The organism is Actinomadura rupiterrae, assembly GCF_024172125.1.
Taxonomy (GTDB): Bacteria; Actinomycetota; Actinomycetes; order Streptosporangiales; family Streptosporangiaceae; genus Spirillospora; species Spirillospora rupiterrae.
Map to the genome: position 1 here is coordinate 372,206 of NZ_JAMZEA010000002.1, position 13,572 is coordinate 385,777.

A 13,572-nucleotide genomic window follows, 5' to 3' on the forward strand; every position below is an offset into this window, starting at 1 on the left:
GGCGTGATGTCGGAAGCGCGACAAGGCCCGGCGACGCCACGCTGGACGACATGAGACGTTCGGTCCTGCTCCTGTCCACCGGGCACGCCTGCGTGGACGTCTACCAGGGCGCGGTGCCCGCGCTCGTGCCGTTCCTGATCTCCGAGCGGCACTACAGCTACGCGGCCGCGTCGGCGGTGGTGCTCGCGGCGACGCTGCTGTCGTCGGTCGTCCAGCCGGTGTTCGGGCTGCTGACCGACCGGTGGCGGATGCCGTGGCTGATCCCGGTCTCGATGCTGCTCGGCGGGACCGGCATCGCGGCGGCCGGGACGTCCGGGGACCACGCCGTGGTGTGGGCGCTCGTCGCGCTGTCCGGGCTGGGCGTCGCGGCGTACCATCCGGCGTCCGCGCGGCTCGCGCGGGTCGTCACGCGCGGTGACCACGGCGGGATGAGCTGGTTCTCGCTCGGCGGCAACGTCGGGTTCGCCGCCGCGCCCCTGCTGGTCACGCCGCTGCTGGCGGCGGGCGGACTGGGCGCGACGCCGTGGCTGGCGGTGCCCGCGGTGGCGGGCGCGCTGATGACCGTCCTGGTCGCGCGCGCTCCGGCTTCCGCGAGCGCCGCGTCCGGGACGTCCGCCGGACGCCGGGACGACTGGCGCATGTTCGCGCGGCTGTCGCTGATGGTGACCTGCCGCTCGGTGGCGTTCTTCGGCGTGAGCACGCTGCTCGCGGTCGTCGCGAAGCAGCGGATGCACGGCGGCTCGTCGGTCGGCGCGGCGGCGCTGTTCCTGCTGTTCGCGGGCGGCGCCGCCGGGACCATCCTGGGCGGACGGCTCGCCGGGCGGTTCGGCCGCGTCCGCTGCACCCGCGCCGCGTACGCGCTGGCCGTGCCGTCCGTCGCCGGCGTCGCGTTCCTGCCCGGCCCGCTGGTGTTCCTCGGCATCGCGGCGACGGCGGCCACGCTGTACGTCCCGTTCTCGCTCCAGGTCACGCTCGGCCAGGACTACCTGCCCGGACGCGTCGGAACCGCCGGCGGCGTCACGCTCGGCCTCGCGGTCAGCGTCGGCGGCGTCGCCAGCCCGGCGCTCGGCGCGCTCGCCGACCGGACCTCGCCGTCCGCCGCGCTCGTCCCGGTGATCGCCGTGCCCGCCCTGGCCTGGCTCCTCGCGCGGACGCTGCGCGAGCCCGAACCGATCGAGACCGCCTCCGGCCAACCTGACCCGGCCCGTGACCGAGAGTGCGGCGAGGCGTCCGCGCAGGCTCCGGCCTGAGTCGCCGGAATGGCCGCGACCTGGGGATTCTCCGCCCGGTTTCGGACCGCCTGGGAACCGTTGGCCGCGTTCGCGCGGTCCCGGCCGCCGTTCCGTACATGATCACGCTGCGTCAATTGTCGTAGACCGGCCGCCGGGCTTTCCTGGGAAGATCACCGAGCGTGACGGGAAGGTCGGGAAAACAATCTGGACCTCCCTCTCGAAATCCGCTTATCCTACGGTCGTCGTTCGCGGGACCGGCGGTATCTGTCGCCCTTCCGTCCCCCGGGCGGACTCTCGACTTCAACGCGCAACGGATCAATGCCGATTCAGCTGCCCAGGGGGGGGACGTGTAGATGTTGGCCGCGTGCTGCACTCTTTCGGACGGAATCTCGGTCCCGACCTGAACGCTCGCTGAGCAAGGCCCCAGTTTTTCCTGAAAACACTTCCAGCCGCTTCGCCTAAAGGCGGATCCGGGTGTCTCGCCATGCCGCAAAACGGCTGAGAAGGAATCACGACCATCGCTCCACCCCACGGGATGGTTTGCCTTACATGACAATCCAGGAACAAAGCCTGCCCGTTTTCGCATCGGACGGGGAGGTCCTGCGCGACCGGGTTGCGTCTTTCGCGGCGAACCAGTTGTTCGGCGGCCGGCCGGACCTGCTGCACGGGCCCAACCCCTACCGGCGCACGCTGGTGCCGGAGGCGCTGGCGGAGGTCGACTTCGACCGGCCGCTCGGGGCGCGCGAGTTCGCGTCCTCCCGGGCGCTGACGGTCCACCGGATCCTCGGCACCTACTACGAGTCGGAGACCGTGCTGCTCCCCGAGCAGGGCCTCGCCGGCCTGCGGCCCGACTTCGAGGCCTTCTACGGCGAGGAGCTGCGCCGGATCAGGGAGTCGTCCCTGTCCGACCTGGAGCGCTTCGCCTTCGGCTTCCTCGACGGGGAGGTGGAGGTCAGCGGCGACTGCACGCCGGAGGTGCTCGACACCTACCTGCGCCACCTGGTGGACGAGGCCGCGCGCGGCGACTCGCCCGCGCTGGACGCGATCGCGACCGCCGCCGACCGGCCCGCCGCCGCCGACACCTACCTCGTCCAGCTCGCCCTGGACGGCCTGACCGAGGCCTCGGCGATGTCGCGCAACCTCGGCGGCGCGTACGGGCCGGAGCAGTCGGCGCTGTTCAAGGTGTTCATCGACGAGTTCGGCTACGGCGTGCACGAGTCGAAGCACACCACGATCTTCACCAAGATGCTGGGCAGCCGGGGCATGGCGTCGCACGTGCACGCCTACTGGAACTTCTACCTGCCCGGCCCGATCGCGATCAACAACCACTACTACCTGCTGTCCCGGGACCACGCGAAGTTCTTCCGGTACGCGGGCGCGGTCGCCTACGCCGAGGCCGTCTTCGCACCGGCCTTCGTCAAGATGATCAAGGTGTTCCGGGACGTCTTCGGCGACGACGTCGACCTGCACTACTGCGACGAGCACGCGCACATCGACGAGCACCACGGCCGGATCACCCGGGAGGAGATCCTGCTCGCGCTCGCCGAGCGGCACGGGAACCACGTCGTCCCCGAGCTGATGCGCGGCATCGCGGAGGCGCGGATGCTCGGCGGCTGGTTCGAGGACGACACCGCCGCGCAGATCACCTGGTCCGACACCATCCCCCGGCACCGGGAGCTGGCCGCGGACGCCACGCTCGACGGCCCGCCCGAGCGGGCCGAGCGGACCCGCGGAGCGGCGTTCCACACCCGCAACCACGACCACGCCGTGGTCCTGGAGATCGAGGACGGCGAGGCCGAGCTCGTGACCAGCGCCACCGGCACTCCCACGCCCCTCGCCAAGGGCGACGCGGTGCTCGTCCCGGCCGGACGCGTGTACGGGGTCCGCGCGCTGTCGGACGCCTCGTCCCACCTCCTGCACCCCGTCCGGACGAGCGCATGAGCCGCATCGTGGTGATGGACCTGCGCGAGCACAACACCGTCCTCGCAGGTCACGACCGCTACTTCGTGCTCGTCGGCCCGGACGGCGACTCGCACCTCGTCCGCGACTGGTGCCCGCACCGCGGCGGGCCGCTCAGCCTGTCCCGGCTGACGCCGGACGGGCGCCGGCTGACCTGCCCGTGGCACGGCACCAAGGTCGGCGTCGCCGCCGTCCGCCGCACCGGCCTGCCCATGGTGCGCAGCGGCGACGAGGCGATCGTGCTGCTGCCGGACACCCCGGACGACGTGCCCGTGACGCTCGTCCACAAGCGGATCCTGGCCAACCTCCCGCCCGAGGACCCCGACCGTCCCGGATCGGACGGCCCGGACGGTTCGGCCGGTCCGGCCGGTCCCGCCGGGACGGTCGAAGACTGCGCGGAACTCCCTGCCCTGCCCTGCGAGGAGCAACGATGAGCGAAGATCTGCACGAGGTCGTCCTCCCGGCGGACGCGAGCGGCGCCGTGGACCGGGTCGTGGCCGAGTTCATCCGGCGCGGCCATGCGCTGCACGAGTCCGGCATGTACGACAAGGCCATCGAGGAGTTCGAGCTCGCGCTGGCGCTGGACGGCGACAACCGCGAGGCCATGCTCGGGCAGAACCGGGCGATCCGGCGGCACGTCCCGCGCTGGCACTGGGAGATGCTGCACGACCGGGAGCGCGCCGACCTGTACGACCGGGCCATCAGCCAGGTCGTCCGGCCGGACCGGCGGGTGCTGGACATCGGCACCGGCACCGGCCTGCTGTCGATGATGGCCGCCCGCGCCGGGGCCCGCGAGGTGACCGCCTGCGAGGGGCAGCCCGCCGTCGCGGCCGTCGCGAAGCAGATCATCCGGGCCGCGGGGCACGAGCAGGTGATCACCGTGGTGTCGAAGCGGTCGACCGCGATGCGGGTGCCGGCCGACATGCCCGCCCGCGCGGACATCCTCATCACCGAGACGATCGACTGCGCGCTGCTGGGCGAGGGCATCCTCGGCACGATCGCGCACGCCCGCGAGCACCTGCTGACCGACGACGCGCTGATCCTCCCGTCCGCCGGGCGGGTGTTCGCGCAGCTGGTGGAGAGCGACACGCTGTTCCAGAAGAACCACGTCGGCAAGCTCTACGGGTTCGACCTGTCGGAGTTCAACAGCCTCGCCTCGCTGGAGTACTTCGACTCGCGGCTGCGCAACCACCAGTGGCGCCCGCTGTCGGAGCCGATGGAGATCTTCGCGTTCGACTTCTACAAGGACGGCCCGGACGAGCGCCGCGCCGAGTTCGTCGTCTCGCCGACGGCCGAGGGGCGCGCGCACGCGATCGTGTTCTGGTTCGAGCTCGACCTCGTCCCCGGGATCGGGCTGACGAACTCGCCGAGCAACCCGCAGTCGCACTGGAAGCAGGCCGTCCAGTGCCTGCCGGACCCGCTCCAGGTGCGGCCCGCCGAGCCCCTTCTCCTGGACGCCCGGCACGACGGCATCTCCATCCACTTCACCGCCGTCAGCATGGGGGAGACGACGCCATGACCGACCCCACGACCCAGAGCGATCTCGACGAGTACGGCGCGCTGCCGATCTTCCGTCCCGGTCCCGAGCTGTACGTCGAGGCCAACCCCTACCGGCGTCCCCTCGGAGAGACCGGGAAGGCCGAGTTCGCGGAGCCCGCGACCGAGGCGGAGTTCCTGAGCCACCGGCACCTCATCGCGAGCCGCATCCTCTGCAACGTCTACGAGAGCGAGATGGTCCTGCTCCCGGAGGACGGGGTGGGGCCGGTCAAGGGCGACTTCGACCAGTTCTACGGGCCCGAGGTGCGGCGGCTGCACGACGCGATGCGCCCGTCCCTGGAGCGCTACTCCTTCGGCCTGCTGGAACGGCTCGAAGCGCCCCCGGTCCGGACGGTCGAGGAGCTGGAGGCGTACTTCCTCGGCGAGGTCGAGGGCGCCGGAGCCCCGCCGGACGCGTCGGGCAACAACCCGGCCGTGGACGCAGCCGCCCGGCTGACCGGATCGATGCGCGCCATCGTCGAGTGCCCCGAGCCCGAGGACGCGGCCCGGCTGAACCTGATCCAGCTCGCCCTGGACGGCCTGACCGAGGCGTCCGCGATGGCCGGCAACCTCGCCGGCTTCTACGGCCCCGAGCAGTCGGAGCTGTTCAAGGTCTTCACCGACGAGTTCGGCTACGGCGTCTACCGCGCCAAGCACAGCACGCTGTTCCGGGGGATGGTCTCCAGCATCGGGCTGCGCACCGACGTGCACGCCTACTGGAACTTCTACCTGACCAGCTCGCTCGCGGGCGCGAACTACTTCAACTACCTCACCAAGAACCACCGGGGCGTGTTCCGGTACATGGGCGCGGTGAGCTACCTGGAGTGGCTGTTCGCGCAGGGCTTCGCCGACATGGGCACGATGCTGCGGACGGTCTTCGGCGACCGGGCCGACACGAGGTACACCGACGAGCACGCGCACATCGACATCCACCACGGCCGGATGACGTTCGAGAACCTGCTGCTCGGGCTGGCCCGGCGGCACGGCGAGGCGGTCGTCCCCGAGCTGGTCCGCGGCATCGTGGAGACCAAGGAGCTGCTCCGGCTCGGCGACGCCGACTTCCAGGCGCAGATCGCCTGGGCCTCGTCGCTCGACGAGCACACCCGGCTCGGCACCAAGCTCGCGTCCTCGGCCGCCGATGACGGCACCGCGACCGTGCTCAAGCCCGGCGACCCGTTCAGCACGCGGGTGCACGACGGCGACCGGCTGGTCGAGGTGACCGGCGGCGAGGCCGAGGTGCACGCCTGGGCCACCGACACCCCGCACCGCCTCGGCGCGGGCGAGACGCTCCTGGTCCCGGCGGGCCGGCTGTACGGCCTGCGGGCCGCCGCGCCGCGCGCCGAGGTCGCCGTCCGCCCCGTCCGATGACGGCGCCGCACGCCGTCCCGAGGCGGCACCGCACGCCCCCCACCCGATGAAGGACCGATGGAAAAGCCACTCCTGATCGTCGTCGCGAGCAGCTACGCGGCGTACCGCTCCTACATCTTCCGGACGGTGTCGTCCCGGTACCGGTTGTGGCTGCTCAACCCGGCCCCGCCCACGTGGGAACTGCCCTACATCGAGGGCTGCACCGTCGTGAACTGCCTCGACCAGGACGCGCTGACCGAGGCCGCCGCGGCGGTCGCCCGCGAGCACAAGGTGGCGGGCTTCTACTGCTACGACGAGGTGTACATCGAGACCGCGGCGTGGGCCGGCGCCGCGCTCGGCCTCCAGACGCTCGACCCGGCGGCGGTCGCCCGCTGCCGGGACAAGACCGCGACCCGGCAGGCGCTGGAGAAGGCCGGGATCCCGCAGCCGGCGTCCCGTCCGGTCGCGACGCTGGACGAGGCGCGCGAGTTCGCCGAGCGGACCGGCTACCCGGTCATCCTCAAGCCGCGCAACCTCGGCGGCAGCCTCGGCCTGCGCAAGGTCGAGCGTCCCGAGGACCTCGCGGCCGCCTTCGAGGTCACCAAGGGCGCGGTCGTCCCGGGCATCCAGCGGTTCGAGGACCAGGTGATCATCGAGGAGTTCCTGGACGGCCCCGAGGTCTCCATCGACTCGGTGGTCTTCGAGGGCGAGTGCACCCCGATGATCGTCGGACGCAAGGTGCTCGGCGAGTCCGAGTCGATGGCGTTCGAGGAGATCGGCCACGACGTGGACGGCAACGACCCGCTACTGGACGACCCGGGCGCGGTCGACCTGGTCCGCCGCACGCACGAGGCGCTCGGCTTCGACAACGGCTTCACGCACGCCGAGTACAAGGTCACCCCGAAGGGCCTGTACGCGATCGAGGTCAACGCCCGGCTCGGCGGCGGCATGATCCCCTACCTCGGCATGCTGACCTCCGGCACGGACGCGGCGCTCGCCGCCGCCGACGTCGCCGCCGGACGCCGTCCGACCGTCGCGTTCCCCGACCCGCGCCGCGCCGCCTCGGTCCGCTTCGCCTACCCGGCGTACGACATGCAGGTCGAGACCGCGCGGGCGCGCGAGGAGCTGCTCGTCCCGCCGATCCACGAGATGGGAATGAGCGCGGTGCCGGGCATGACGGTGAAGCTGCCGCCGCACGGCCTCGCCCGCTCCGGCTACGTCATCGCGATCGGGGCGACCCTGGAGGAGTCCCGCGCGGCGGTGGCCGACCCCGCCCGGTTCTTCGAGATCACCGGGAAGCCCCTGTCGTGAGCGCGAAGACAGGGGGCGGCGCGCAGGCGGAGGGCGGCGCGAAGGCCGATGTGACCGTCCTGCGGACGCTCCGGGAGATGCCGAGCACGGTCCGCGTGCTCATGATCGGCAACCTGGTCAGCAACCTGGCGGCCTTCCTCAACGCGTTCCTGGTGCTGTACCTGCTGCACGAGGGCTTCACCGCGTGGGAGAGCGGGGTGGTGCTGACCGCGCTGATGGTCGGCCGCATCCTCGGCAGCGCCGCCGGCGGGACGGCCGCCGACCGGTTCGGCTACCGCTGGACGATCATCGGCTCGACCGCCGCCACGGCGGCGCTGACCGCCGCGATCGTGTACGTCCCGAACGTCTGGGTCGGCGTGCTGGTCGCGGGCGGCGCGGGCCTGACCGCGACCTCGTTCCGTCCGGCCGCGATGGCCCGGGTCGTCGAGCTGACGCCGGACGAGCGCCAGGTCATGACGTTCTCGATCTGGCGCGCGACCTTCAACATCGGGTCCACGCTCGGCCCGCTCGGCGCGGCGCTGCTGCTGACCTGGTTCGGCTCCTACGTCCCGCTGTTCTTCGCGGACGCGGCGACCTCGCTGTGCTACGGCCTGGTCGCCCTGCTCGTCCTGCCCGCCGACGCCGCGCGCACCGGACGCAAGAAGGACGGCCAGCAGGCGGAAAAGGCCGCGAAGCAGCCCGCGCCCGGCTACCGGAAGGTCTTCGCGGACGGCCGGTTCGTGCTGGTCGTCCTCGGCCTCTTCCTGACCTCGGTCGCCTACATCCAGATGAACTCGTCGCTGCCGCTGTTCGTCACCGACTCGGGCTTCGACAGCCGGATCTACGCGGTGATGCTCGCGATCAACGGCGGCATGGTGATCGCGCTCGAACTCTGGCTGTCCAAGTGGACCCAGAAGGCGCCGATCGGCATCCCGATGGCGGCGGGCATGGCGCTGCTCGGCCTCGGCTACCTGACCTACCTCGGCCCGTCCATGACCTGGGTCCTGATCGCCGGGACGATCGTCTGGACCTGCGGCGAGCTGGTCGCCGCCCCGTCGATGCTCGCCTACCCGGGCCTGGTGGCCCCCGCCGAGCTGCGCGGCCGCTACATCGGCCTCGCCACGCTCGCCACCCAGATCGCCTACAGCGCTGGCCCGGTCGTCGGGGTCACCGCGTGGCACTGGTGGGGCACGAAGCTGTGGGTCCTCACCGGCGCCTGCGCCGGGGCCGCGGCGGTCTGCGTGGCCCTGGGCGCCGGGTTGCGGACCCGGCCCAAGCCGCGCGAGTTGCACGTCTCCAAAGAAAGAGAAAGTGAGCCAGCATGAGCAAGCCAGTCGTCGCGGTCGTCCAGCCGTACAGCTCGGGGGCGATGCTCGCCCCGCTGCTGCGCGCGGCGGGGCTGAGCCCGGTGGCGGTCATGGACTGCGTCGGGCCGGCGCTGGAGCCGCTGCGGGCCGCGCACGTCCCGGAGAACTACGACGTGGTGGTCAACCACCACGGCGACACCGCGCAGACGATCGCCACCCTCGGGGCGCTGAACCCCACCGCCGTCTTCACCTCGGTGGACATGGCGCTGCACCTGACCCAGGAGCTCGCGGAGGCGCTCACCCCGGACGAGGCCAACGTCCCGGAGCTGATCGACGCCCGCCGGCACAAGTACCTGATGCACCAGGCGCTCGCCGCCGCCGGGCTGCCCATCGCCCGGCAGATCTGCACGACCGACCCGGCCGAGGTGGAGGACTGGATCGCGCGCGAGGGCCTCGCCGGGCGCGACCTGGTGATCAAGCCGTCGTCCAGCGCCGGGATCGTCAACGTCGGCCGCGCGCCCGGCGGCGAGGGCTGGCGCGAGCACTTCGACGCCATCCTCGGCCACTACGACAAGAACGGCGTCCTCGCCGAGGACGTGCTGGTCATGGAGCACCTGACCGGCACCGAGTACGCGGTCGACACCGTCAGCCACCACGGCCGCCACTCCATCACCGACATCATCCGGTACGACCGGGCGCAGTACGGCGACGGCATCGCCGTCTACAACGCCGTCGAGTGGATGCCGTACGCGCCGGACGACGCCGTCCTCGGGCCGCTGATGGAGTACGCGCTCGCCGCGCTGGACGCGGTCGGCCTGCGGCAGTGGGCCGCGCACACCGAGATCATGATGACCGAGGACGGCCCGCGGCTGCTGGAGGTCAACGCGCGGCTCGCCGGGATCGGCCACCCCACCCTGACCGAGATCGGCACCGGGGAGAGCCAGCTCACCCGGACCGTGGACGTCTGCGCCGGCCGCGGCGACCAGATGCCGGACGGGTTCACGCTGAAGCGGAAGGTGCTGGCCGTGTTCGTCAAGGCTTACACCTCCGGTGTCGTCCGCAACGCCGAGATCCTGGACGAGGCGCGCTCGCTGCCGAGCTTCCACTCCACCTTCCGGCTGGTGTCCACGGGCGACCGGGTCGAGGCCAGCACCGACATCCACACGAGCATGACGATGGGCTACATCACGCTCGCCCACGAGAGCACCGAGCAGCTCTACGCGGACCGGGACGTCATCCGCAAGCTGGAGCAGCAGCTCATCATCGACCCCGAAGGGTGAACCCGAAGTGACCCGTGAGTCCCTGACCGAGGCGTACCTCAAGGAGAGCGCCGGGCTGCCGCTGAGCGAGCTGATCGGCGACCTGCCGAAGTCGGAGTTCCTGAACTCGCTCTACCGCGAGCGCTACCTGTCCCGTCCGGTGTTCCTCGGGCGCGAGGAGCAGCAGCAGCTCGCCGCGGACCTGGAGAACTTCCGGTCCGCGCTGCTCAGCCTGCCGGACAAGCTGTACGGCGGCGACCTCGCGGCGTTCGCGCGGGCCGTCGGGATGTCCGAGGTGCAGGTCTCGGCCGTCCTGCGCAGCCGCGGGCCCGAGCCGACCCGCGTCGGACGGCTCGACATGTACGCCGACGCGACCGGCCTGAAGGTGCTGGAAGTGAACATGGGCGGCTCGCTCGGCGGGCTGGACAACCCCGACATGAGCCGTCCGCTGCTGGCGCACCCGGTCCTGTCCTCGTTCGCCGAGCGGCACGGCCTGACGTACGTGGACACGCTGCAGGAGCTGGTGGACAGCGTGTTCGCCGAGACCGGGTTCGAGCCGGGCTCGCGTCCGGTGGTCGCGATGTGCGACTGGCCCAAGAGCTTCGACAAGCTGCGCAACTACATGACGCACTACTGCGAGCGCTGGCAGGAGATGGGCCTCGACGCGCACCCCTGCCACATCGGGCACCTGGACGTCCGCGACGACGGCGTCTGGCTCGGCGAGCGCAAGGTGGACATCATCTACCGGATGTTCCTCATCGAGGACCTCATGGAGTCCGACGAGGCGCCCGCGCTGATGAACCCCGTCCTGGACGCGGCGCACCGCGGCCAGGTGAAGATCTTCACCCCGATGGACGCCGAGGTCTTCGCCAGCAAGGGCGCCCTCGCGATGCTGTCGGACGAGCGGAACCGCGGGCTGTTCTCGGCCGCCGAGCTGGCCAGCCTGGACCGGATCCTGCCGTGGACGCGGATGGTCCGCCAGGACAAGGTGACGCTGGAGACCGGCGAGAGCGTCGACCTGGTCGACTACGCGCTCGCCAACCAGGAGCACCTGGCGCTCAAGCCCACCCAGCTGCACGGCGGCACGGGCGTCGTGCTCGGCTGGCTCCCCGAGGTCTCGGCGGAGGAGTGGCGCGAGCAGATCACGGCCGCCGTGGACGGTCCCTACGTGCTGCAGCGGCGGGTCGTCCCGGTGCCGGAGATGTTCCACGACGAGAATGGCGACCTGCACCCGTGGATCGTCGCCTGGGGCATCTTCACGATGGTGAGCGGCTACGGCGGCGGATTCACCCGGGCCATCTCGGTGTCGTCCGGGTACGAGCTGATCAACCTGGCCAACGGCGCGAACATCGGCGGCGTGCTGCACGTCGGCGCCGACGCCGCGCCCGCGGCCGGGTAGGGGTGCTTAGCCAACGGTTAACAGCGGCATAAAGGGGTGCCGGGGGCCGCGAGTGGCTGCGAGGTTCGGAACGTGGCCGTACGACGTGGCGAATTCCCCGGCGCCCCTTCGCCATCCGGGCGTCCGGGCGCCGTGGCGCGGGCGTTCCGGGCGCTGCCCGCGGCGCACCGGGAGATTCTGACCGAGACCTGGTTCCGGCGGCGGACGGTCGACCAGGCCGCCGCCGTCCTGGGACTCCCTGTCGAGGACGTCAAGCTGCGCGTCTACCAGGCGCTCCGCGCGCTCGCCGTCGCGCTCGACGGCTGAGGGCGGGCCGGGGTGGCTGAGGTCGGGCCGGGGCGTTGGGTCGGCTGAGGGTCGGCCGTCCGGATCAGTCGTCCTGGTGGACGAGGTCGCGGACGACCTGGACGAAGTCGTCGACCAGCGGGCCGGGCGCGGCCCAGGCGAGCGCGACGCGCAGCGGCTCGACGTCGGTCAGCGGGATCCAGGCCAGGTCGGGGCGCGTGTAGTAGTGGCCCATGCTGGCGGGCGCGAAGCAGATCGCGGCGCCTTCGGCGACCTGTTCGAGCATCTCCTCGACGTTGTCGTTGGTGGGTCCCCAGACCGGGGACGAGCCGTCCGGGCGGGGGTTCACCGCCCACCAGTCGACCCAGGCGCGGGGTGCGCGTTCGGTCCACATGAGCGGTTCGTCCGCGACGTCCATGATCGACAGGCCCGGACGGGACGCCAGCGGGTGCGCGATCGGCAGGCCGACCACGCGCGGCTCGGTGTGCACGATCTCGGAGTCCAGGCCGGACAGGTCGGCGGGCAGCCAGGCGAATGCGACGTCCACCCGGCCGTCGCGCAGTGCCGGGACCTCGCCGCCCCAGTCGAACCGCTTCGGCTCGACCCGGACGCCCGGATTGCGGCGGGCGAACTCGGCGCGGGCGCGGGTCGTCAGCTCGCCCGCTCCGGTCGCCTCGAACCCCACGCGCAGCACGCCCGAAACCGCGCGGCGGTGCCGTTCGGCCACGGCGAGCAGGCCGTCGGCAGCGGCGAGCGTCCGGCGCGCCTCGGCGACCACGTCCCGTCCGGCGGCGGTCGGGGCCATCCCGCCCGGACGCCGCTCGAACAGCCGCAGCCCGAGTTCGGTCTCCAGCCTGCGCAGCGCGTACGAAAGCGCGGGCTGGCTCACGTACAGGGACGCGGCCGCCCGTCCGACGTTGCCCGCGTCCGCGATCGCGACCAGGTACCGCAGCTCCCGGAGTTCCACCCTGGGATGATAAACGCCCTTTATGGCGTGAGTTGATCTCTGTCTTGGACGTCCGGCCGCGCCAGGGTGGATAACTCTGGTCATGAGCGAACAGCGAGTGTGGTTGATCACGGGTGCGACGTCGGGGTTCGGGCGGGCGATCGCGGAGGCGGCGCTCGGCGCGGGCGACGTCGTGGTGGCGGCGGCGCGCCGTCCCGAGGCCCTGGACGACCTGGTGGCCGCGCATCCCGACCGGGTGCGGGCGATCAGGCTGGACGTCACCGACCAGGCCGCCATCACGGCCGCGGTCGCCGAGGCGGTGCTGTGGCACGGCCGGATCGACGTCCTGGTGAACAACGCGGGACGCGGCATGCTCGGCGCGGTCGAGGAGACGACCGACCGGGAGCTGCGCGAGCAGATGGAGCTGCACTTCTTCGGGCCCGCGGCGCTGGTCCGGGCCGTCCTGCCGCACATGCGGCGGCAGGGGACGGGCGCGGTCGTGCAGATGAGCAGCATGGGCGGCCGGATGTCGTTCCCCGGCGCGGGCGCCTACTCGGCGAGCAAGCACGCGCTCGAAGGGCTGACCCTGGCGCTGGTCGGCGAGGTCGCCGGGTTCGGGATCAAGACGCTGATCGTGGAGCCGGGCGCTTTCCGCACCTCGTTCGCGGGGACGGGCGCGCTCGCGCAGACGGCCGAGATGCCCGAGTACGCCGACGTGGTCGGCCCGGTCCGCCGGAACCTGCCCGCGAGCGACGGCAACCAGCCGGGCGACCCGGCCAAGGCCGCCGCCGCGATCCTCGCCGCGCTGGACGCGGACGAGACGCCGCTCCGCCTCCCGCTCGGCGCCGACGCGCTGGACGCGATCGAGGCCGCCGCCGCCCGCGACCGCGCGGACGCCGCGGCCTGGGAGAAGGTCGCCCGCGGCACCGACTTCGACGCCTGACCTGCATGGTCATTCCGGACGCCCCGGGGGTCCGTCCTCCGGGGCGTCCGCATGGCGTCGGCATCGCGT

General features: G+C 72.0%; 12 protein-coding genes. 11 read left to right on the forward strand and 1 reads right to left on the reverse strand.

Annotated elements, in window-relative coordinates; all coding sequences use genetic code 11:
* Nucleotides 1–50 precede the first annotated feature (50 nt).
* From FHU30_RS06190 to FHU30_RS06235, 10 genes are all read left to right on the forward strand, one after another.
* Nucleotides 51–1,250, forward strand: coding sequence for an MFS transporter (locus tag FHU30_RS06190; RefSeq protein WP_253872751.1), 1,200 nt, complete (start codon nt 51–53; stop codon nt 1,248–1,250).
* A gap of 531 nt (nt 1,251–1,781) precedes the next feature.
* Nucleotides 1,782–3,173, forward strand: coding sequence for an iron-containing redox enzyme family protein (locus tag FHU30_RS06195; protein WP_253872753.1), 1,392 nt, complete (start codon nt 1,782–1,784; stop codon nt 3,171–3,173).
* Nucleotides 3,170–3,625: a Rieske 2Fe-2S domain-containing protein gene (locus FHU30_RS06200; protein WP_253872755.1), complete on the forward strand. Its 456-nt coding sequence runs from the start codon at nt 3,170–3,172 to the stop codon at nt 3,623–3,625. The genes FHU30_RS06195 and FHU30_RS06200 overlap by 4 nt, the downstream gene beginning before the upstream one ends.
* Complete coding sequence (locus tag FHU30_RS06205) at nt 3,622–4,710, forward strand: 50S ribosomal protein L11 methyltransferase (RefSeq protein WP_253872758.1); 1,089 nt, start codon at nt 3,622–3,624, stop codon at nt 4,708–4,710. Before FHU30_RS06200 ends, FHU30_RS06205 begins: the two co-directional genes overlap by 4 nt.
* On the forward strand, nt 4,707–6,095 hold the full coding sequence (locus tag FHU30_RS06210) for an iron-containing redox enzyme family protein (RefSeq protein ID WP_253872760.1): 1,389 nt from the start codon (nt 4,707–4,709) through the stop codon (nt 6,093–6,095). Before FHU30_RS06205 ends, FHU30_RS06210 begins: the two co-directional genes overlap by 4 nt.
* 57 nt (nt 6,096–6,152) lie before the next feature.
* Nucleotides 6,153–7,385 carry an ATP-grasp domain-containing protein gene (locus tag FHU30_RS06215; protein WP_253872762.1) on the forward strand — a complete coding sequence of 411 codons (1,233 nt, stop codon included), beginning with the start codon at nt 6,153–6,155 and terminating at the stop codon, nt 7,383–7,385.
* The gene (locus FHU30_RS06220) at nt 7,382–8,689 is read left to right on the forward strand and encodes an MFS transporter (protein WP_253872765.1); all 1,308 of its coding nucleotides are present in this window, start codon (nt 7,382–7,384) and stop codon (nt 8,687–8,689) included. Before FHU30_RS06215 ends, FHU30_RS06220 begins: the two co-directional genes overlap by 4 nt.
* Entirely contained in the window at nt 8,686–9,951 is a 1,266-nt protein-coding gene (locus FHU30_RS06225) for an ATP-grasp domain-containing protein (RefSeq protein WP_253872768.1), read from the forward strand. The genes FHU30_RS06220 and FHU30_RS06225 overlap by 4 nt, the downstream gene beginning before the upstream one ends.
* Nucleotides 9,952–9,958: 7 nt before the next feature.
* The gene (locus FHU30_RS06230; RefSeq protein WP_253872770.1) at nt 9,959–11,329 is read left to right on the forward strand and encodes a hypothetical protein; all 1,371 of its coding nucleotides are present in this window, start codon (nt 9,959–9,961) and stop codon (nt 11,327–11,329) included.
* A gap of 72 nt (nt 11,330–11,401) precedes the next feature.
* Nucleotides 11,402–11,635: a sigma factor-like helix-turn-helix DNA-binding protein gene (locus tag FHU30_RS06235; protein WP_253872773.1), complete on the forward strand. Its 234-nt coding sequence runs from the start codon at nt 11,402–11,404 to the stop codon at nt 11,633–11,635.
* Between the two features lie 64 nt (nt 11,636–11,699).
* Here FHU30_RS06235 and FHU30_RS06240 read toward each other — a convergent pair whose 3' ends face one another.
* Nucleotides 11,700–12,581 carry a LysR family transcriptional regulator gene (locus tag FHU30_RS06240; protein WP_253872775.1) on the reverse strand — a complete coding sequence of 294 codons (882 nt, stop codon included), beginning with the start codon at nt 12,579–12,581 and terminating at the stop codon, nt 11,700–11,702.
* 82 nt (nt 12,582–12,663) lie between these two features.
* On the opposite strand from FHU30_RS06240, the gene FHU30_RS06245 reads away from it, so the two are divergent.
* Nucleotides 12,664–13,503, forward strand: a complete 840-nt coding sequence (locus FHU30_RS06245) for an oxidoreductase (protein WP_253872778.1) — start codon at nt 12,664–12,666, stop codon at nt 13,501–13,503.
* The last annotated feature ends 69 nt before the right edge of the window (nt 13,504–13,572 follow it).